Below are 17,958 nucleotides of genomic sequence, written 5' to 3'. Positions count from 1 at the left end.
GCCCGCGTCGTGGAGGATCTCCGTCAGCTCGCTCATCTCGCGCATGAACGTCGACCGGATCGCGGCCGGCGAGGTGGTCACCCGACCGGCGAGGGTCGTCGGGGAGCTCGTCGACAACGCGCTCGACGCCGGCGCCTCTCGGGTCGAGATCGCGGTCGACGGCGACGGCACCGACCGGATCCGCGTCGCGGACGACGGCCGCGGGATGGCCCGCGCGGACGCGGCCCGCGCCGTCGAGCGCCACGCGACGAGCAAGCTGGCGCCCGACGGCGACCCGGTCGGCGTCGACTCGCTCGGCTTCCGCGGCGAGGCGCTCGCGGCCATCGCCGAGGCCGCCCGGCTCGAACTCGTGACGAGCCCCGGCGACGGGGTCGGCACCCGGGTCGTCGTCGACGGCACCGCCCCGACCGCGGGCGAAGCGGAGGGGCCGGACGCGACGCCGAGCGTCGAGGTCGAACCCGCGGGCCGCGCCCGCGGGACGACGGTCGTCGTCGAGGAGCTGTTCGCGACGCGGCCCGCCCGCCGGGAGTCCCTCGCGGGCGCGAGCGCGGAGTTCGCGCGGATCTCATCGCTCGTCGCCGACTACGCGCTGGCGAACCCCTCGGTCGCCTTCTCGCTCGACCACGACGGGTCGGCGACGCTGTCGACGCCCGGGACCGACCGCACCGACGCCCTCCTCGGCGTGTACGACCGCGACACCACGAGCCGGTCGACGACCGTCGACGCGAGCGCCGACGCGGGGGGAACTTCGGTCGGGGTCTCGGGCGCGCTGGCGTACCCCTCCGTCACCCGGTCGACGCGGGACCACGTCCGCGTCTCGGTGAACGGCCGCCCGGTCCGGAACGACCGGCTCGCGGCCGCGGTCCGCGAGGGCTACGGCCGCCTCCTCCCGGACGGCCGCGAGCCGGTCGCCGCGGTCGACGTGTCGCTCCCGCCCGCCCGCGTCGACCCGAACGTCCACCCCGCGAAGCGGGAGGTGGGGCTCCGCGACGCCGACGCGGTCGCGGACGCGGTGGCGTCGGTCGTCGGGGACGCGCTCACCGGCGCCGACCTCCGGCGCGCCGCGGACGTCGCCACCGACCTCGACAGCGCCCTCGAACCGGTCGGCGAGGGGGACGGTTCGCGGTCCAGTGCGTTCGCCGACGCCGAGCCGATCGGCGTCTTCCGCGACCTCTACGTCCTCGTCGAGTCCGGCGACGAGCTCCTCGTGATCGACGGCCACGCCGCCCACGAGCGCGTGAATTACGAGCGGCTGGCGCGCGCGTTCGACGGCGATCCGGTGCCGACCGCGCCGCTGGACCCGCCCGCGACCGTCTCGCTGTCGACCGACGAGGCGGCGGCCGCGCGGGCGCACGCCGACGACCTCGCCGCGCTCGGCTTCGAGACCGAGCCGTTCGGGGGCGGCACGCGACGGCTCCGGACCGTCCCCGCGCCGTTCGGCCGGGCCGCCGACGCGGACGCCTTCCGCGACGCGCTCGCGGCGCTCTCGGCGGCCGACTCGGGGACGGCGCGGGACGCGCGCGACGACCTGCTCGCCGACCTCGCGTGTCACCCGTCGCTGAAGCGGGGCGACTTCGACGCCCTCGGCGACGGCGACCTCCGGAGCCTGCTCGACCGCCTCGGCGAGTGCGACCGGCCGTACGCCTGCCCGCACGGCCGACCGACCGTCCTCTCCGTCGACGCGGCGACGTTCGCGGCCGGGTTCGGGCGGGAGCGGTGAGGAACCCGGGGCGCTCGGCGCTCGGACGGGGGTCCCTGACCGATACCTATTAACGCGATGGGACCGCGGGTACTCGCATGGGAGAGCGGACCGACGTGACGCGGGGGTCGCTGCCGGCGGAGCGGTCGGCCGGCCGGTTCTCGGGCCCCGACGGCCTCCGCGACGTCGTCGAGCGGATCCTCGCGTGGCTTCGGGAGCGGCGCGGATCCGGCCTGGAGCGCGTCTCGACGGCGACGACGATGCGGAACGTCGTCGACACGGACGCGCTCGCGGAGGAGACGCCACAGAAGTGGAGCGTCCTCCACGACGTGGTCACCTACGGCGCGGACTCGCTCACGGACGTGCTCGTCTTCAGGCACGACCCGAGCAGACAGGACCTCGTGGTGATGCCGGAGCGGAACACCGAGCCGGAAGGCGAGATCAGCTTCTACCACGCCGACCGCACGAAGGGGGCGCGCCACCTCCTGTCGATCGGCGCCGACTCGCTCACGGCGGCGCTAAGCTACGTCTTAGAGCGCATCGAGCGGTTCGAGCGCCTGTTCACCGGCCGCGGCTCGGAGCTGCCGAGCGGCTACACGGGACCGTCGGAAGACCTGTAAGCGCGGCCGCGGACCGCGAGCCGACGCACGCCGACCGTTCTCATACCGACCCGTCCCGCGAGCGGCCGTCGCCGTCCCCGTCGATCCGCTCGACGCGCTCGACCGTCTCCTCCGCCTCCGCCGTCTCGGGCGGGTACGAGACGGTCCGCTGCGGGTAGGGGATCGAGATGCCGGCGTCGGCGAAGCGCTCTTGGATCCGCTCGACCGCGATCGCCTTCGAGCGCCACCGCGCCTGGGGCGTCGGCGGGTCGATCCAGAACCGGAGGTCGAGGAGGATCGCCGAGTCGCCGAACCCGGACGGGATCGCGTACGGCTGCGGGTTGTTCGCGATCGTGTCGATCCCGTCGAGCACGTCCTCGGCTATCCCGGCCGCCTCGTCGGGGTCGTCGTCGTACCCGATCCCGACCTCCATGTGGATCCGGAGCCGCCCCTCGCGGCTCCGGTTCGTGATCGCCTGGTTGGCGACGAGGTCGTTGGGCACCACGACGTACTCCCCGTCGAAGTTCCGCATGTGGGTGTTTATGATCGTGATGTCGGTGACGAACCCCTCCTCGTTGCCGATCTCGACCCAGTCGCCGATCTCGAACGGGCGGGCGAACATCAGCACGAAGCCGGCGATGAGCGACCCCAGCGTCTGCCGGGCCGCCATCCCGAGCACGATCCCGAGGAACCCGGCGCCGACGAGGAGGCCGCCGAGGTTCACGCCCCAGATGCCGAGGACCGTGATCCCGGCGAGCACCAGCAGCCCGACCTGCGCGAGCCGGGTGAGCAGCTGTTCCTGGTGGGCCGTGATCCGGTCGCTGTCCGCCGACAGCTCGCCGACGTACGTCTCCACCACGTCGCTGACGACGTAGGCGCCGCCGAGCAGCACCGCTGTGACGACGACCTGCGCGCCGACCCTGGCGGCGTTCTCCGCGACGGGCAACACCGCGACCACGAGTCCGAAGCGCCCCCACAGCGTCAACACGGCGACGCCCGCAAGCGCGAACAGCGCGAGCTGTAAGAGCCCGACCGCCAGCCGCAGGATGAACGAGGTCGGGACCCCCTCGCGGAACGTCTCGATCGCGCCCTCGGTCGATTCCGCCATGCGATCGTCGAGGAGCCGCTCGATCCAGGCCGCGGCGGTCCGCTCGACGGCGCGGACGGCCTTCGGCAGCAGCAACCAGCCGACCGCGAGCGTTCCGAGGACGATGGCGGCGGTGACCGCCAGCCGCCCCTCCGTGCTCGAGATGTCGCTCAGCACCGCCCCGACTCGTGCGCCCAGTCCGCCGATCACGGTCGTCCGTTCGCGGCCGGTCGGATAACGGCTCCGACGCGAGTCTCAGTCGGGAGAATCGGCGCGGCCGCTCCGGGGTCGGGGGCCGCGGGAGCCTGGTGGTCCCTCACCGCCCTCGGCGGAGTTCCTCTATCAGCTGTTCGATGAGCGCCGACTGCCGGTCGAGGCGCTCGGACTGCGCCTCGACGGTGCGGCGCAGCGCCGCGACCTCGCTCGCGAGGTCGGCGTCCTCGACCCCGGCGCTCTCGAACGGCGACCCGTCGAAGGCGTCGTCCCCACGGACCGGGCCCTCCGCGTCGGTCTCGGCCGCGACGGCCTCGGCGTCGCCGACGGCGTCCCCGGTCACCGACTCGGCGCCGGTCGCGTCCGCCGAGCGCCCCTCGGCGCCGACCGCCGACGCGGACTCGCCGGCGGTCTCCGAGTCGACCCCTTCGGCGGTCGACGCCGGCTCCGCCGCGTCCGCGGCCAGCGGGTCGGTCGCCGCGTCGTCGACGCCCGCGTCCGCGGCGAGGGGATCCGCGTCCAGCGGGTCGTCGCCCGACGCCGACCCCGCCGACGCCGAGGCCGCGGTCTCGGCCGAGTCGGCGCCGTCGTCCCCGGAAGCGGGGTCCGTCTCGGTCGAGCGGCCGGCGCCGCCCGTCGCGTCCCCCGCCTCGGGGCTCTCCGCGTCGGCCTCGGCGTCGGCGGCGGGCGACGCCGAGAGCGGGTCGGGCCCCTCGCCGAAGTCGGTCGTGCCGCCCGGATCGGCGTCCGCGGCCGGCTCCTCGGCCTCGGCGGCGACGCGGAACTCCTCGAGGCTGTCGACGCCGTGGAACGAACACACCGCGTCGGCGAGCGTCTCCCGGACCGCCCGGGCGGACTCGTTGGGGGCCTTGAACCGCTCCGAGCGGCCGTCGTGGACGAGGACGACCGCGGTGGCCACGGTCCCCTCCTCGAAGTCGAGGCCGGTGATGTCCTCGTAGTGGAACTCCTCGAAGTCGGCGTCCCAGACGGCCGAGCCGACGTGTTTGACCAGCCGCTCGCTGGTGACGATGAGGGTGAGCTCGGAGAAGCGGAAGGTGCGGACGACCGTCTCTCCGGGGCCGGTGACGCCGCCCGCCGAGAGGACGCCGGCGAGGACCGGGTGGAGCACGTCGTCGACGCGCTTGGCGGGGACCGAGAGCGTCTCGTCGCCGTCGAGGCCGTACCCGAGGGTGATCTTCGCCTTGCGGCGGCCCGTCGAGACGTCGATCCGCTCGACGTCGTGGCCGTACTCGTCGACGGACTCGTCGGACAGGAGCCCGTCGCCGCGGAAGACGAGGGTCCGGGTGGGCGTGACCGCGAGTCGATCGTCGCCGCCCAGCGGCACCTCGGCGACGACGTCCTCGTCGCCGACGGTCGCCGCGAGCAGTTCGGGGAGGCTCATACGCCCGGGATACGCCGCGCCCGGCATAAATCCGCTGGGTCGGCCGCGAGCGGGCCGCGAACCCGTCCGTCGCGGCCGCGTTCGCGGACGCCCTCCGCCCGCCGAACACCGCCGGCCCCCGCGCGGAATCGCCGTCGGCCCCCGCGCGAACGGCGTGGAAGCGGCCGCCCGCGGCGATCTGCGATCGGTTCACAACCCTCCGACGGATGGGAAGGTTAAAGAGTCTCATCGCGGTACGAAAAGGTGAGGCCGGGTGGCTTAGCTGGACATAGCGCCGCACTCATAGGGTTCGGAGATTCGGTGCGGTGACGCCTTGGAAGCGTCCGCGTCCTTCCCGTGGCTCCGCCGAGCCTCGGACCTGGGACATGCGGAGATCGTGGGTTCGGAGCCCACCCCGGCCATAATTTACACTTCTGGCACAGCCAGGCGCAAAACTCCTCCGCCGGAGTTCCTACCGTAGCCAGACAGCCAGTAGCTCACCGTCTTGCTCGACTACGGGAGTAATACCATCACTTTCCGTCAGGGAAACATGTACTAACGTGTACTCGGCGACGCCAGTCGCATCTTGAACTGCTTGGTCGAGGTCATCTTCGGAAGCTAATGCGATGATTTCACTGGCCTCCTCGTACGTTACCACTTCGACGCTTTCGACCGCCTGCCCGGAGATTGCTACATTGGACTCATCTAACGGGTAATTCAGCGATCCCGGGTGTAGTAATTCATTCGCCCGTTCATACTCACCCGCTATAATCGCCTCCCAGAACTGTCGAACAACGCTCGTCGGGGTTTGCGAGGTTGTGTTCTCCGCTGTCCCGCTCTCACTATCCTCGTCATCCCCATCGCTGCTCGTATTTCCGCCGCTCTCGTCGTTACTCGTTGCTGTACCACCCTCACCATCTTGACCGTCTCCCTCACTACCCGTGTCGTCAGCTCCTCCACCAGAACACCCGGCGATCGCGACTGTACTAATAGCCCCCACACTTGCTAACAACTCTCGCCTACCTCGCATACACTCAACTGTAACTGAAATGTCTAATAGATTCTGGACAATTTTCCCATGCCCGTTGCGTCGCCGCGCTCGCAGCGAAACGCCTGCGGCGTCCCGCGGTGACCGTCCGATATGCCCCTGCCAGCCCGCGATCTGATGGATCCGGACGTGAAGGCCGTCTCGCCCGACGACGCGAGCGCCGCACCGTGCTCAGGGAGTCGGGCTCACGGGAACGTTCCCCACGATATGTATGATATTTGAACAGATGTTTAGGCGACCGGCCGAAGCGATCGACAGATGCGGATCGCATTCGACTGTTCGTGCGGGGCAGCGATCGACGCGACGGCGACGGACGACGAGGGGATGACCGAGTGGGTGGCCTGCGACGACTGCGGCGCGGAGTTCAGCGTCACGGTCACGCTGACGCGCCACCCGGGGGAGCGGCGCGCCGCCTGAGGCGGTCGGGACGCGGCGCGAAGCGAACGCGTCGCGCACGAGCACGAACGGCGGCGGGGGTCCGCCGACCGACGGAGATTCTGTTACGCCGGTACGGCCTCGCCCGCGACGAGCGCGGCCGCGGCGACGGCGACGCCGAGTCCCAGCAGCGCGTAGTTCGCGAGCGGGTTCGCCGCGGTGACCAAGTCGAGCGTGTACTCGGTGTCTCGCAGGGGCGCGAACGGTCGGACACCCATTGGCGTGAGCGCGTCCGCGAGGAGGTGCGAACCGATCGTCGCGACGCCGAAGAGGAAGCCGGCGCCGCCGAACAGGAGCGCCTCGACGAGACCGCTCCGGAGACCGACCGCCAGCCCGGCGGCCCCGAAGGCGACGCCGACGAGCAGCGCGAACCAGACGGTGTGGGTGATCCCCCGGTGTTTGACGAAGGGAACTCGCGTGTCGAGGTCGGGGACCATCGCCAGCGAGGCGACGCCGACGGCGCCGGCGGCGCCGACCTCGACCGAGCCGAGGGCGGTAACGAGGAACCCGAGCGGGGCGTAGACGACGAGCGAGGCCCCGACGTGACCCTTCCGATACACGCTCCGGAGTGCGTCCCCGCCCCGTAAGTCCGTTGCGCCGGCCGCCGCGCGCTCGGCGTCCGCGCCCCGGTCCCGGCGGCGAAACGCCTACGGCCCCCCGCCGTGACCGTCTCGTATGTCCCTGACAGCCCGCGACCTGATGGAGCCGGACGTGAAGACCGTCTCGCCCGACGACGACGTCGCCGAGGTGTTCAAGCGGTTCGCCCGCTACGCGTTCAGCGGCTTCCCGGTCGTCGACGACGAGGACAGGGTGGTCGGCGTGATCACCGAGTCGGACCTCGTCGACCTCTTCGAGCCCGAGGACGAGACGCTGTGGATCCCCATCGGGCTCCCGCCGTTCGTGGACACGCTCTCGTATCAGGTGAAGCGCCCGTGGGCCGACCTCGACCTCGGCGTGGACCTGATCCGCAACGCCGACCGCCCCATCTCCGAGGTGATGAGCCCCGACGTGGCGACGGTGACGCCGGACGCGAGCGTCGACGACGTGCTCGACCTGCTCGTCGGCGACGATCCGGATATCAATCGCGTGCCCGTGGTCGACGACGACGGCCGGATCGTCGGGATCATCGCGCGGCAGGACGTGATCAGCGCGTTCCGCGACCGCCGACTGGAATAGGTCGAATCGGGTTCTCGTCGCCGACCTTTCGGCACTGTCGCCTCGGGCTCAACGGTGAACCCCTCCACAGCCCTAGTCGCTCGATGGTACGTGGGTGGCATCGCGGCGAACGCCTGCGCCGCCCTCGCGACTGCCCCTTTGAGTCCCACCCGCCCCGCACAGCACCGCAGCCTCACGCCTCCCCAACCTCGCCGCTCACGCGTCGCGGCTGCGCCGCTCGCGTTCGCGGCGTCCCTCGCGCGTGCTGACTCGCGGCCTGTCGGCCGCTCGCAGGCACGCGCCGGCCGCATCCGCCGGTGAAACGGCCTCGTTCGGTAGCAGCGACGGGACGCGATCGCCGGCGGCGCCGAGGGACAGCCTCTTAGGAGTCGACCGTCAGGAACGGACGGACATGCTGATCGCCGGAACCGTCGTCGCCGACTCCGAGACCGTCATCCCCGACGGCGCCGTCGTCGTCGAGGGGAACACGATCGCCGCGGTCGGCGAGGAGCCCGCCCTCCGCGACCGCTATCCCGACCACGAGCGGCGGGCGTTCGACCTCGTCGCGCCCGGCCTCGTCGGCGGCCACGTCCACTCGGTCCAGTCGCTGGGCCGGGGGATCGCCGACGACGCCGCCCTCCTCGACTGGCTCTTCGACGCCGTCCTCCCGATGGAGGCCGCGATGGACGCCGAGGCGACTCGGGCGGCCGCCGAGCTGGGCTACTTGGAGTGTCTCGAATCGGGGACGACGACCGTCGTCGACCACCTCTCGGTGAACCACGCCGACGAGGCGTTCGAGGCCGCGATCGACACGGGGATCCGCGCGCGGCTCGGGAAGGTGCTGATGGACCGGGACTCCCCCGACGGCCTGCTGGAGGAGACCGACGCCGCGCTCGCCGAGAGCGAGGCCCTCATCCGCGAGTACCACGGCGCCGCCGACGGTCGCGTCCGCTACGCGGTGACGCCGCGGTTCGCCGTCACCTGTACGGAGGCCTGCCTGCGCGGCTGCCGTGAGCTGGCCGACCGCTACGACGGCGTGACGATCCACACCCACGCCAGCGAGAACGAGGACGAGATAGCGACCGTCGAGGCCGACACCGGGAAGCGGAACGTCCTCTGGCTCGACGAGGTCGGGCTGACGGGCCCGGACGTGACGCTCGCGCACTGCGTCCACACCGACGAGCGCGAGCGCGAGGTCCTCGCCGACACCGGGACGGTCGTCACGCACTGCCCCTCCTCGAACATGAAGCTCGCCTCGGGGATCGCCCCGGTCCAGGACTACCTCGACCGCGGGATCCCCGTCGCGCTCGGCAACGACGGCCCGCCGTGTAACAACACGCTCGACCCGTTCACGGAGATGCGGCAGGCGAGCCTCCTCGGCAAGGTCGACGCCCGCGACCCGACGCGCCTCCCGGCCGCGACCGTGCTGGAGATGGCGACCGAGAACGGCGCCCGCGCCGCCGGCTTCGACCGCCTCGGCGCCCTCCGCGAGGGGCACCGCGCCGACGTGATTGGGATCACGACCGACCTGACCCGGGCGACCCCGATCCACGACCCGCTCTCGCACCTGGTGTACGCCGCGCACGGCGACGACGTGACCTTCGCGATGGTCGACGGCGAGGTCCGCTACGCCGACAGCGAGCACGTCGGGGTCGACGCCGCCGCGGTCCGCGACCGCGCGACGCGACACGCGGAACGCGTGGCCGAGACGGCCGGCATCGACGTCGCCGAACCGTAGCCGCGTCGCCGGCCGGTCCCGCCTGCTGCCCCGTAACCGAAGCGAGCGGCGGTAAAAGCGGCTTTATCCGCGTAAATCCGGACGGAGTATCTCCGGTTTATACCCGTACACGGCCCGTGGATCAGTCTACCATGACGGACCCATCGCGAACGACGAACGAGCAGGAGGAGGCAACGACGGGCGACGGTCGTCAGACGGCCGCCGACGGCTTCCGTCGCCGGGAGGTCGTCGCCCTCGGCGCCGGCGCGAGCGCGACGCTGCTCGCCGGCTGTGCCGGCGACGGATCGCTCCCGTCGACCGGCGGGTCGGACGGATCCGACGGTTCGGACGGCTCCGGCGGGTCGGGCGATTCGGACGGTTCGACGACGCTCACGGGCGACTTCCGGCTCCTGATCAGCGACGCGCCCGCCGATATCGACGACTTCGACCGGCTGGACGTCACCCTCGACCGGGCTCGCGTCTTCGAGGCTCAGAATGGCGGTGACGACGACGAGACGGAATCGGACGGAAATGACGACGGTGACGACGACGAGTCCGCGGAGAACGCCACGGACGCAGAGGGCGGCGACGGTGAGTCGCTGAACGGAACGGCGGACCAGGACGACGGGGCGAACGAAACGGCGGACGCGGACGACGACGGGGACGAATCGGATGACGGAGACGACTCGGACGACGGAGACGACTCGGACGACGCGGACGAGTCCGACGAGGACGACCGCGGGTTCACGGTCGTCGACCTCGACGGCGCGACGGTCGACCTCACGCGGGTGATCGAGGACGACGCCATCGCCGTCTTCGACGGGGAGATCCCGGCTGGAAGCTACGAGAAGATCGAACTCGACGTCTCCGCGGTGGAGGGGATCGTCGACGGCGGCGAGGTCGACGTGAAGCTCCCGAGCGAGAAGCTCCAGATCACCACCGGGTTCGAGGTCACGCCGGACGAGGGGGTCGACTTCGTCTTCGACATCAACGTCGTCAAGCGCGGGAAGAACAACGGGTACATCCTCAAGCCCGTTATCTCGGGCAGCGGCGTCGCGGGTCGCGACGTCGACATCAACGAGATCGACGACGAGGAGGGTGACGACGAGGGCGACGACGACGGTGAGGAGACGGCTGATGGCGGCTCCGACGGCGACGGCTCGGGCGGTGACGGTTCCGACGGCGACGCTCCCGCCGGTAACGAGACGGACGACGCCGAGAACGGGACCGCGAGCGGGAGCTAACTACGAGGAGCGCTCCGCCGACGACGCGACCGCGGAGGGGGACTGCGCCCACCGCATCGCGGCGTCGTCGTCGTTGAACGCCTCGGTGTCGACCCCCTCGACGTCGATGGTCCGCTTGAGGAAGCGCCGCTTCGAGCGCTGCCCGACGACGGCGAAGCGGTCGACGCCGCGCGCGACCGCGATCTGCGCGGACTCGCGGAGGGCCCGCCGGCCGGCGTCGGAGCACGGGCGGCTGGTCCGGACGACGATCACGACGGCGTCGATCGCGTCGGGATCGGTCGCGGTCCGCCAGCGATCGAGGAGCGCCTCGCCGTCCGCGGGGCTCAGCCCAGTCCCGTGAGGGAACTCGACCACGAGGACCTCGTCCTCGACCCGCAGCAGCCAGCGCTCGCTCGGTTCCATGCCACTCTCTCTCACGTACTAGGGTATAAATTACGCCCTCCGATTATCGTATCGGATACTGGGGTCCGGCGGGCGGAGCGATCCGGCGGCCCCTCCGTGCGAGCCCGCGGAGCGGAGCGGCCGTCGGCGCCGTATCGGCGCCGCGTCGGCCGGCGGCGACGCCGGCGTCGGTTATCGACCAACGAGATTCGACTCGCGTGCGAGCGGTCCCCGCGGCGCCGGTCGCCCGCCGAGGAGGTCAGTCCCGCCGGCCAGCCCCCTCGTCGAGCGCGTCGACGACCGCGGTCGCGAGCGCCTCGAACGACGCCTCGTCGGGGACGACGTCGACGCGGAGCCCCCGGTCGCGGGCCGTCTCCGCGGTCGGCGGGCCGATGACGCCGACGACCGCGTCCGCCAGCCCGGCCCGGGCCGCCTCGTCGACGCCGCGGTCGGCGGCCGCCGCGAGGAAGTTGTCGACCGTGAGCGAGGAGGTGAACGCGACCGCGTCGAGGTCGCCGGCCGCGGCCGCCTCCGCCGACTCGCCGGCGTCGGTCGGCCGCGCGAGCCGGTAGAGCACGGTCTCGGTCACGTCGGCGCCGGCCTCGCGGAGGCCGTCGAGGAGCACGTCGCTCCCGTGGTCCGAGCGGGCGACGACGACGCGCTCGCCCGCCACGCGCGCCTCCAGCGCGGCGACGAGACCGGCCGAGGTGTACTCCTCCGGGACGACGTCCACCGTCCAACCGGCCTCGCGGGCGGCTTCGGCGGTCGCCGGCCCGATCGCGGCGAGGTCGGCGTCGCTGGGCTCCCAGCCGGCCTCGGCCGCGAGCTCGACCCCGGTCTTGCTCGTGAGCACGACGAGCGGCGCGTCGGCCGGGACCGCGCCCGTCGGTTCGACTTCGAGCATGGGGTCCGGGACCGGCTCCGCGCCGAGCTCGCGGAGCAGCTCGACGGCCGACTCGATCCGCTCGTCGTCGGGACGGAAGACGGCCACGCGCGGCCGGTCGGCGCGCCCGCTCACGCCCCCTCACCGCCGCTCGCGTCGCCCTCGTCCCCGCCGTCGCTCGCCGACCGAACGGGCGCCGAGCCGGCGTTCTCGAGGAAGGTCACGACGCGGTCGCGGGTCGCGGCCACGTCGCCGATCACGGTGATCGCCGGCGGCTCGATCCCCGCCTCGTCGCGGGCGTCGACGATGGTGTCGAGCGTGCCGGTCGCGACGCGCATGTCGGGCCAGGTGGCGCGCTCGACGAGGGCGACGGGCGTGTCCCCGTCGAGGCCGGCGTCGCGGAGTTCCCCGGTGTACGCCGGCAGCTTCCCGACGCCCATCAGCACGACGATGGTCCCGCCGGTCGCCGCGAGCGCTTCCCAGTCGACCGCCGACTCCTCCTTCGTCGGGTCCTCGTGGCCGGTGACGAACGAGACCGACGAGGCGTGGTCGCGGTGGGTCACCGGGATCCCGGCGACCGCGGGGCCGGCGATGGCCGAGGTGACGCCGGGGACGACCTCGAAGGGAACTCCCGCCTCCGCGAGGTGCTCGGCCTCCTCGCCGCCGCGCCCGAAGACGAACGGGTCGCCGCCCTTCAGTCGGACGACGCGGTTCCCCTCGCGGGCCAGCTCGACCATGCGCCGGTTGGTGTACTCCTGGGGCGTCCACTCGCCGCCGGCGCGTTTCCCCACGTCTTCCCGCTTCTCCTCGGGGATCTCGCCGAGAATTTCGGGTCCGGGGAGCTTGTCGTGGAGGACCACGTCCGCCGACTCGATCAGCCGCTTCGCCTTCACGGTCAGGAGGTCGGGATCGCCCGGGCCGGAGCCGACGAGGAAGACGGTGCCGACGCCGTCGTCGCGCCGCCGCGTCGGCGGCTCGTCAGCGTTCTCCCCGGGGGTCGCGCCGCCGTCAGTCATCGGTCTCCGCCTCCTCGCGCGCCTCGGCGATCAGGTCGTCGGCGCCGCGGTCGGCGAGGTCCGCGGCGAACTCGGCCGCCGCCGTCGCGTGCGACCGGATCGGCAGGTCGCGGGTCCCGGCCACCTCCTCGGTGCCGTCCGTCGAGAGCACCCGCGCCCGGACGTGGACGTGCTCGCCCTGGACCATCGCGGCGACGCCGATCGGCGCGACGCAGCCGCCGTTGAGCTCGCCGAGGACCGTGCGCTCGACGGTGACCGCCACGCGGGTCCGCGGGTGGTCGACCGCGTCGCGGACCGCCTCGATCACGTTCGGGTCGCTCGCGGTGACCGCGATGGCGCCCTGGCCGGCCGCGGGGACGAACTCCTCGCGCGGGAGCCGCGTCGTCTCCACCTCGTGGAAGAGGTTCGAGCGGCGCAGGCCCGCCTCGGCGAGGACGACGGCGTCGTACTCCGTCTCGACCTTCCGCTCCATCGCCGCGCGCTCGAGGTCGGACAGCGAGTCGAACCACTCCTCGACGCTGCGCTCGAACTCCTCGTCGACCTCGTCGCCCGCGTCGTCTTCCGCACCCTCTCCGGCGGCGTCCTCGCCGTCAGCGTCGCCCTCGCCGTCGCCCTCGGCCGTCAGCGCGCTCTCCTCGCCCGACGCGATCAGTCGGCGCTCGTGTTCCGCCTGGAGGCCGGGCGCGAGCAGTTTCTCCAGCCGCGTGTCGACGTTGCCGCGGATCGGCTCGACGGTGAGGTCCGGGCGGGCCGCGCGGATCTGCGCGCCCCGGCGGAGCGAGCCGGTCCCCACGACGGCGCCCGACGGGAGGTCCTCGATGCCCAGCCCGTCCGGGTGGACGAGCACGTCGCCGGAGGGGGCGCGCTCGGGGACGCCCGCGACGACGAGGTCCGCCATCTCCTCGGTCGGGAGGTCCTTCAGCGAGTGGACCGCGAGGTCGGCGTCGCCGCCGAGCACCTCCTCGTCGAGGGCGCGCACGAACGCGCCCGTCTTCCCGAGCCGGTGGATCAGTTCGTCGGGGATCTGGTCGCCGCGCGTCTCCACCTGCCGGAGTTCCACGTCGCGGCGCCGGCTCGACAGCGCCTCGCGGACGGTCTCGGCCTGCCGGAGGGCCAGGTCCGACCCGCGGGTCGCGAGCCTGAGCGTTTCGGTCATACGCGGACCGAGGTCCCCCGCGTTCAAAAGCGCACCAGTTCGGCCGCCTCGGCGACCGCGGCGCCTCGGCGACCGCAGCGCCGACGCGCGCGCTCCGGCTCGCTCGCGCCCGTCCTCGCGTACCGAGGCAACTCCGGCCACGGTCACGGGCCATTTATCCGTCCGCCCCGAAGCGTGGACGAGATGGCACGCGCGAGCGTCGGGGCCCGGCTCCACTTCGGCTTCTGTAACCTCAGCCTCTCCCACGAGCGGCTGTACGGCGCACTCGGCGTCGGGCTCGCGGCGCCCCGCGCGGTCGTCGACGCGGAACCGGCCTCGGCGGTCCGCGTGACGGTCGACGAGACCGCGGGGATCCCCGCCGAGTCGACCGAATCAGCCGCGGCGGTGCGCGACGACGTCCGCGGGTACGCGACCGCGGCCGCCGACCTGCTCGGCGTCGACGGCGCCCGGGTCGCGGTCCGCGAGTCGCTCCCGCGGCACGCCGGCCTCGGTAGCGGGACGCGGCTGGCGGCGGCGACGCTCGCGGCGGTCGCGGCCGCCCACGGCGAGCCGCCCCGGGTGCGCGAGCGTGCCCCGGCCCTCGGCCGCGGCGGGCGCTCCGGCGTGGGCGTCGCGACGTTCGAGGACGGGGGGTTCGTCCTCGACGCCGGGCACCCGACGGCGCGCTTCACCACCGACCGCCCCGCGGACGGCGAGTGGACCGTCCCGCCGGTGGCCGCCCGCCACCAAGTTCCCGACGACTGGCGGTTCCTGCTCGTCGAGCCCGACGCCGACGCCGGCCGGAGCGGGCCGGCCGAGGACGACGCGATGCGCGCCGCGGTCGAGCGCGCGGACCCGGCCCTCGCCGACCGGATCGGCGGGATCGTCACCCGGCGCGTCCTCCCCGCGGTCGCGACGGGCGACGCGGAGGCGTTCGGGGCCGCGGTCGCGGAGATCGGCCGGCTCAACGGCGCGTGGTACGCCGACGAGCAGGGCGGCGTGTACCGGCCGCCCGTCGGCGCGGTCGTCGACTCGCTGTCGGGCGCCGCGTCGGTGTTCGGCGCCGGGCAGTCCTCGTGGGGACCGACCGTCTACGGCGTCACCGACGCGGCCCGCGCGGACGCGGCGCTGGCGGCGGGCGAGCGCGCGCTCGACCGGGCCGGCGTCGACGGCGAGGTGTCTGTCGTCCGGGCGTCGAACGAGGGGGCGCGGATCGACGCGGCCGGTGGGGCGTCCCCGCCGTCGGCCGACCCGGAGAGGGGTAACACTAAGCCCCGCGGCGACGGGGCGTAAGGCATGTCCAGTGTTCCGTTCGGGGTCGCGCGCCTCGACTCCATCCTCGGCGGCGGGGCGCCGTCCGGCAGCGTCGTGCTGCTCGCCGGCGAGGCGGGCGCCGGCGCCCGGGAGTTCGCGTACACCAGCGCGGCGATGAACTCGCTGGCGCACGCCGACGAGGAGCTGTTCGACCTCTACTACGGCGATGTCGACGACGACGCGACCCTGCCCGAGTCGGTCCACTACCTCTCCTTTACCGCCGACACGGAGGCGATCACCCGGGAGATGGGGTACACGATGGCCGACGAGATCGTCGACGCGGCGGTCGACGGGATCTCCTTCCGGGACCTCTCGCCGGAGTACTTCCAGCTGTCGCCCGTGCCGCGCGACTGGTACGAGACGGAGACGGCGTCGATCACCGAACTCGGCGACCGCGGGGAGTACGAAGACGTGCTCACCGCCTTCGGCGACTACCTCTCCGAGCACGGCGAACAGAGCCTCGTCTGTATCGACTCCGTCACCGACCTCGTCTCGATGGTCTCCGACGACACCGACTGGAGCGACGTCGCCATGGTGATGAAGGGACTGAAGAAGGCGGCCTACGAGTGGGACGCCTTAGTCCTCGTGCTGGTGAACACCGAGGCGCTCCGCGACCGCGAGTTCGGCACCCTGATGGACGCCGCGGGCGGGACCCTCCAGTTCTCGTGGGAGAGCGGCGGTTCGCAGCGCGCCCGGACGATGTTCGTCCGCGAGTTCCGCGGCGTGCTCTCGCGGTTGGAGGCCGAGAACATCGTCCGCTTCGAGACCGAGATCCACGAGGGCGGCTTCGACATCAGCGACGTGCGGAAGATCCGGTAACGCCCCGGGGGCGGGGCGAGCGCCCAGTATCGATCCGGAGAACGACGCGACAGGTTACTTATATCTCGCCGCTCAACGGCAGGTAGATGACGGAGGATCCGCGATGAGCGACCACGACCCGGCGACGGCCGCCCTCGACGCCGCGGCCGAGGACGCCGGCGTGAGCCGCGAGGAGCTCCTCAAGCGCGCGCTCGTCGCGCTCGCGGAGTCCGAGGGGATCGACGTCCCCGACGCCGAGGAGGTGGCGGCGGTCAAGGCCCGCCTCGACGACCTCGACGCCGAGCTCGACGAGAAGGTCACCGACCTCCGCGAGCGGTTCGTCGACCTCTACCGCGAGGTCGAGTCGCTCGACGCCGAGGGGGACGCCGCGGACGGCGCTGGCGCGGCGGCGCGGGCCGACGACCTCGCCGACGAGCTGGAGGAGGTCGCGGCCCGGCTCGACCGCCTCGACGCGGCCGTCGCCGACGCGCCGACCGCGGACCGCGTCGACGAGCTCCGCGACCGGCTGGACGCGCTCGACGACCGGATCGACGAGCTGGACGCCGTCCGCGACCGGGTGGACGAGTTCGGCGACCGCCTCGACGATGTAGACGGCCGGGTCGACGCGGTAGACGGGCGCGTCGACGACGTGGACGAGCGCCTCGACGGCGTCGAAGCGGACCTCGACGCGATATCCGCGGACGACCTGTCCGACATCGACGACAAGCTCTCGCGGGTCGCGAACGCGGTCGTCAGGGTCAAGCGCCGGCTCGACGCGGCGGAGCGCGACCGCGCCGACCGCGAGCGCCTCGACGCGCTGACGCGGACGGCGAACCGGCACGGGGTGCGGGCGGCCGACTGCGACCACTGCGGCGGGGGCGTCGAGCTGGGACTGCTGTCGGCCCCCGAGTGCCCCCACTGCGGGCGCCGGTTCGAAGACTTGGAGCCGAACACCGGCTTCCTCGGTACGTCGAAGCTCCTCGTCGGGGACCGGCCCGCCATCGACGGCGACGTCGCGGACGGCGCCAGCGGCGACGAGACGAGCGGGGCGAGGGGCCGGACGAGTACCGCCGCGAGCGACGGCGGGGCGGACGGTGACCGCCGATGAGCGACGACCGCTCCGACGACGACGCGGCCGAATACGATCCGTTCGGCGACGACGGTTCGGAGGACGACCCGTTCGGAGACGACGGTTCGGAGGACGACCCGTTCGACGACGAGACGTTCGCCGAGGGACCGGGCGACGAGGCCGACGACGGCCTCGACGGGCCCGACGCGGGCGGGGTCGACGACCCGTTTGCGGCCCTCGGCGAGGGGGTCGGGGACGACCCCGGACTCGACCGAGAGGAGGATCGTTCCGGCGACCGCGGCGACACGCCGCCCGGCGCGGACCCGGAACCGGGCGCGCCCGCGGACGACCCGTTCGCCGAACTGGACGCGGACGCGGCCGACGGGCCGACCGACGGGGACCCCTTCGAGTCGATGGGGAGCGAGGACGTCGGCGAAGAGGACGTGTGGGCGGCGCTCGACGAGGGCACCGCCGTCGGGGCCGACGCGACAGAACCCGGCGACTCGGCCGGCCCGACTCCCGGGACGCCGGGCGCGGCGGCGACCGGCGACGAGCGCGTGGTCGACAAGCGTAGCTACTGCCAGCGCTGTCCGCACTTCGCGGCGCCCCCGGAGACGGCGTGTACCCACGAGGGGACGCAGATCGTCGAGTCGGTCGACTTCTCGCGGTTCCGCGTCCGCGACTGTCCGATGGTCGACGCGGACGACCCGGAATTCGACGGTGAGTAACCGGAAACGGTTTCGATTGGGCCGTCGAGTGTTCGCCGCCGATTTCTGAACACGTT

The 17,958-nt window shown here is 72.8% G+C and carries 18 protein-coding genes and 1 tRNA gene; 11 read left to right on the top strand and 8 right to left on the bottom strand.

What is annotated here, in order from left to right; all coding sequences use genetic code 11:
* Positions 1-16: 16 nt before the first annotated feature.
* Together mutL and EXE44_RS14515 are read left to right on the top strand one after the other, a co-directional pair.
* Positions 17-1,720 (top strand): DNA mismatch repair endonuclease MutL, encoded by a 1,704-nt coding sequence (gene mutL / locus EXE44_RS14520; protein WP_137717743.1) that lies wholly within the window; start codon positions 17-19, stop codon positions 1,718-1,720.
* Between the two features lie 77 nt (positions 1,721-1,797).
* Positions 1,798-2,319: a hypothetical protein gene (locus EXE44_RS14515; RefSeq protein ID WP_137717740.1), complete on the top strand. Its 522-nt coding sequence runs from the start codon at positions 1,798-1,800 to the stop codon at positions 2,317-2,319.
* A gap of 40 nt (positions 2,320-2,359) precedes the next feature.
* Here EXE44_RS14515 and EXE44_RS14510 read toward each other — a convergent pair whose 3' ends face one another.
* Together EXE44_RS14510 and EXE44_RS14505 are read right to left on the bottom strand one after the other, a co-directional pair.
* Positions 2,360-3,595: a mechanosensitive ion channel family protein gene (locus EXE44_RS14510; RefSeq protein ID WP_199241219.1), complete on the bottom strand. Its 1,236-nt coding sequence runs from the start codon at positions 3,593-3,595 to the stop codon at positions 2,360-2,362.
* 106 nt (positions 3,596-3,701) lie between these two features.
* A complete protein-coding gene (locus EXE44_RS14505) occupies positions 3,702-5,000 on the bottom strand; it encodes a hypothetical protein (protein WP_137717739.1) in 1,299 nt (432 codons plus the stop codon).
* Between the two features lie 247 nt (positions 5,001-5,247).
* Between EXE44_RS14505 and EXE44_RS14500 the strand changes: the two genes are divergently transcribed.
* Positions 5,248-5,401: transfer RNA gene (locus EXE44_RS14500), tRNA-Met, on the top strand.
* Positions 5,402-5,451: 50 nt separating this feature from the next.
* Here the strand turns inward: EXE44_RS14500 and EXE44_RS14495 are convergent.
* Positions 5,452-6,009, bottom strand: coding sequence for a hypothetical protein (locus tag EXE44_RS14495; protein ID WP_137707000.1), 558 nt, complete (start codon positions 6,007-6,009; stop codon positions 5,452-5,454).
* A 276-nt stretch (positions 6,010-6,285) separates the two neighbouring features.
* Here EXE44_RS14495 and EXE44_RS20270 point away from each other — a divergent pair, with 276 nt between their 5' ends.
* On the top strand, positions 6,286-6,444 hold the full coding sequence (locus EXE44_RS20270) for a hypothetical protein (RefSeq protein ID WP_158293463.1): 159 nt from the start codon (positions 6,286-6,288) through the stop codon (positions 6,442-6,444).
* Between the two features lie 83 nt (positions 6,445-6,527).
* On the opposite strand, the gene EXE44_RS14490 is transcribed toward EXE44_RS20270, so the two are convergent.
* The gene (locus tag EXE44_RS14490) at positions 6,528-7,022 is read right to left on the bottom strand and encodes a metal-dependent hydrolase (protein ID WP_137717738.1); all 495 of its coding nucleotides are present in this window, start codon (positions 7,020-7,022) and stop codon (positions 6,528-6,530) included.
* A gap of 115 nt (positions 7,023-7,137) precedes the next feature.
* Between EXE44_RS14490 and EXE44_RS14485 the strand changes: the two genes are divergently transcribed.
* The 3 genes from EXE44_RS14485 (at position 7,138) to EXE44_RS14475 (ending at position 10,578) form a co-directional block, all read left to right on the top strand.
* The gene (locus EXE44_RS14485; RefSeq protein ID WP_137717737.1) at positions 7,138-7,638 is read left to right on the top strand and encodes an HPP family protein; all 501 of its coding nucleotides are present in this window, start codon (positions 7,138-7,140) and stop codon (positions 7,636-7,638) included.
* Positions 7,639-8,029: 391 nt separating this feature from the next.
* Positions 8,030-9,355 (top strand): 5'-deoxyadenosine deaminase, encoded by a 1,326-nt coding sequence (locus EXE44_RS14480; RefSeq protein WP_137717736.1) that lies wholly within the window; start codon positions 8,030-8,032, stop codon positions 9,353-9,355.
* Between the two features lie 131 nt (positions 9,356-9,486).
* Positions 9,487-10,578 carry a DUF4382 domain-containing protein gene (locus EXE44_RS14475; protein ID WP_137717735.1) on the top strand — a complete coding sequence of 364 codons (1,092 nt, stop codon included), beginning with the start codon at positions 9,487-9,489 and terminating at the stop codon, positions 10,576-10,578.
* Here EXE44_RS14475 and EXE44_RS14470 read toward each other — a convergent pair whose 3' ends face one another.
* The 4 genes from EXE44_RS14470 to hemC all read right to left on the bottom strand — a co-directional run bounded on the left by EXE44_RS14470 (position 10,579) and on the right by hemC (position 14,014).
* Complete coding sequence (locus EXE44_RS14470; protein WP_137717734.1) at positions 10,579-10,980, bottom strand: hypothetical protein; 402 nt, start codon at positions 10,978-10,980, stop codon at positions 10,579-10,581.
* 238 nt (positions 10,981-11,218) lie between these two features.
* Positions 11,219-11,977: a uroporphyrinogen-III synthase gene (locus EXE44_RS14465; RefSeq protein WP_137717733.1), complete on the bottom strand. Its 759-nt coding sequence runs from the start codon at positions 11,975-11,977 to the stop codon at positions 11,219-11,221.
* Complete coding sequence (gene cobA / locus EXE44_RS14460) at positions 11,974-12,858, bottom strand: uroporphyrinogen-III C-methyltransferase (RefSeq protein ID WP_137717732.1); 885 nt, start codon at positions 12,856-12,858, stop codon at positions 11,974-11,976. Before cobA ends, EXE44_RS14465 begins: the two co-directional genes overlap by 4 nt.
* Positions 12,851-14,014 (bottom strand): hydroxymethylbilane synthase, encoded by a 1,164-nt coding sequence (gene hemC / locus EXE44_RS14455; protein WP_137717731.1) that lies wholly within the window; start codon positions 14,012-14,014, stop codon positions 12,851-12,853. The genes cobA and hemC overlap by 8 nt, the downstream gene beginning before the upstream one ends.
* Positions 14,015-14,197: 183 nt before the next feature.
* On the opposite strand from hemC, the gene EXE44_RS14450 reads away from it, so the two are divergent.
* From EXE44_RS14450 to EXE44_RS14435, 4 genes are all read left to right on the top strand, one after another.
* On the top strand, positions 14,198-15,286 hold the full coding sequence (locus EXE44_RS14450) for a beta-ribofuranosylaminobenzene 5'-phosphate synthase family protein (protein WP_137717730.1): 1,089 nt from the start codon (positions 14,198-14,200) through the stop codon (positions 15,284-15,286).
* Between the two features lie 3 nt (positions 15,287-15,289).
* Positions 15,290-16,126 (top strand): HTR-like protein, encoded by an 837-nt coding sequence (locus tag EXE44_RS14445; RefSeq protein WP_137717729.1) that lies wholly within the window; start codon positions 15,290-15,292, stop codon positions 16,124-16,126.
* Positions 16,127-16,229: 103 nt separating this feature from the next.
* Positions 16,230-17,213 (top strand): hypothetical protein, encoded by a 984-nt coding sequence (locus EXE44_RS14440; protein WP_137717728.1) that lies wholly within the window; start codon positions 16,230-16,232, stop codon positions 17,211-17,213.
* A complete protein-coding gene (locus EXE44_RS14435) occupies positions 17,210-17,902 on the top strand; it encodes a hypothetical protein (RefSeq protein WP_137717727.1) in 693 nt (230 codons plus the stop codon). The genes EXE44_RS14440 and EXE44_RS14435 overlap by 4 nt, the downstream gene beginning before the upstream one ends.
* The last annotated feature ends 56 nt before the right edge of the window (positions 17,903-17,958 follow it).

The sequence above is a fragment of the Halorubrum sp. SS7 genome, assembly GCF_005435055.1.
Classification (GTDB): domain Archaea; phylum Halobacteriota; class Halobacteria; order Halobacteriales; family Haloferacaceae; genus Halorubrum; species Halorubrum salinarum.
This window is presented reverse-complemented; position numbering and strand designations above follow the sequence as displayed.

Excerpts from the sequence above, each read along its gene's own strand:
- EXE44_RS14515 (WP_137717740.1), top strand. The coding sequence starts at position 1,798 with ATGGGAGAGCGGACCGACGTGACGCGGGGGTCGCTGCCGGCGGAGCGG.
- EXE44_RS14505 (WP_137717739.1), bottom strand. The coding sequence starts at position 5,000 with ATGAGCCTCCCCGAACTGCTCGCGGCGACCGTCGGCGACGAGGACGTC.
- EXE44_RS14495 (WP_137707000.1), bottom strand. The coding sequence starts at position 6,009 with ATGCGAGGTAGGCGAGAGTTGTTAGCAAGTGTGGGGGCTATTAGTACA.
- EXE44_RS20270 (WP_158293463.1), top strand. The coding sequence starts at position 6,286 with ATGCGGATCGCATTCGACTGTTCGTGCGGGGCAGCGATCGACGCGACG.
- EXE44_RS14485 (WP_137717737.1), top strand. The coding sequence starts at position 7,138 with ATGTCCCTGACAGCCCGCGACCTGATGGAGCCGGACGTGAAGACCGTC.
- EXE44_RS14480 (WP_137717736.1), top strand. The coding sequence starts at position 8,030 with ATGCTGATCGCCGGAACCGTCGTCGCCGACTCCGAGACCGTCATCCCC.
- EXE44_RS14475 (WP_137717735.1), top strand. The coding sequence starts at position 9,487 with ATGACGGACCCATCGCGAACGACGAACGAGCAGGAGGAGGCAACGACG.
- EXE44_RS14470 (WP_137717734.1), bottom strand. The coding sequence starts at position 10,980 with ATGGAACCGAGCGAGCGCTGGCTGCTGCGGGTCGAGGACGAGGTCCTC.
- cobA (WP_137717732.1), bottom strand. The coding sequence starts at position 12,858 with ATGACTGACGGCGGCGCGACCCCCGGGGAGAACGCTGACGAGCCGCCG.
- hemC (WP_137717731.1), bottom strand. The coding sequence starts at position 14,014 with ATGACCGAAACGCTCAGGCTCGCGACCCGCGGGTCGGACCTGGCCCTC.
- EXE44_RS14450 (WP_137717730.1), top strand. The coding sequence starts at position 14,198 with ATGGCACGCGCGAGCGTCGGGGCCCGGCTCCACTTCGGCTTCTGTAAC.
- EXE44_RS14445 (WP_137717729.1), top strand. The coding sequence starts at position 15,290 with ATGTCCAGTGTTCCGTTCGGGGTCGCGCGCCTCGACTCCATCCTCGGC.
- EXE44_RS14440 (WP_137717728.1), top strand. The coding sequence starts at position 16,230 with ATGAGCGACCACGACCCGGCGACGGCCGCCCTCGACGCCGCGGCCGAG.
- EXE44_RS14435 (WP_137717727.1), top strand. The coding sequence starts at position 17,210 with ATGAGCGACGACCGCTCCGACGACGACGCGGCCGAATACGATCCGTTC.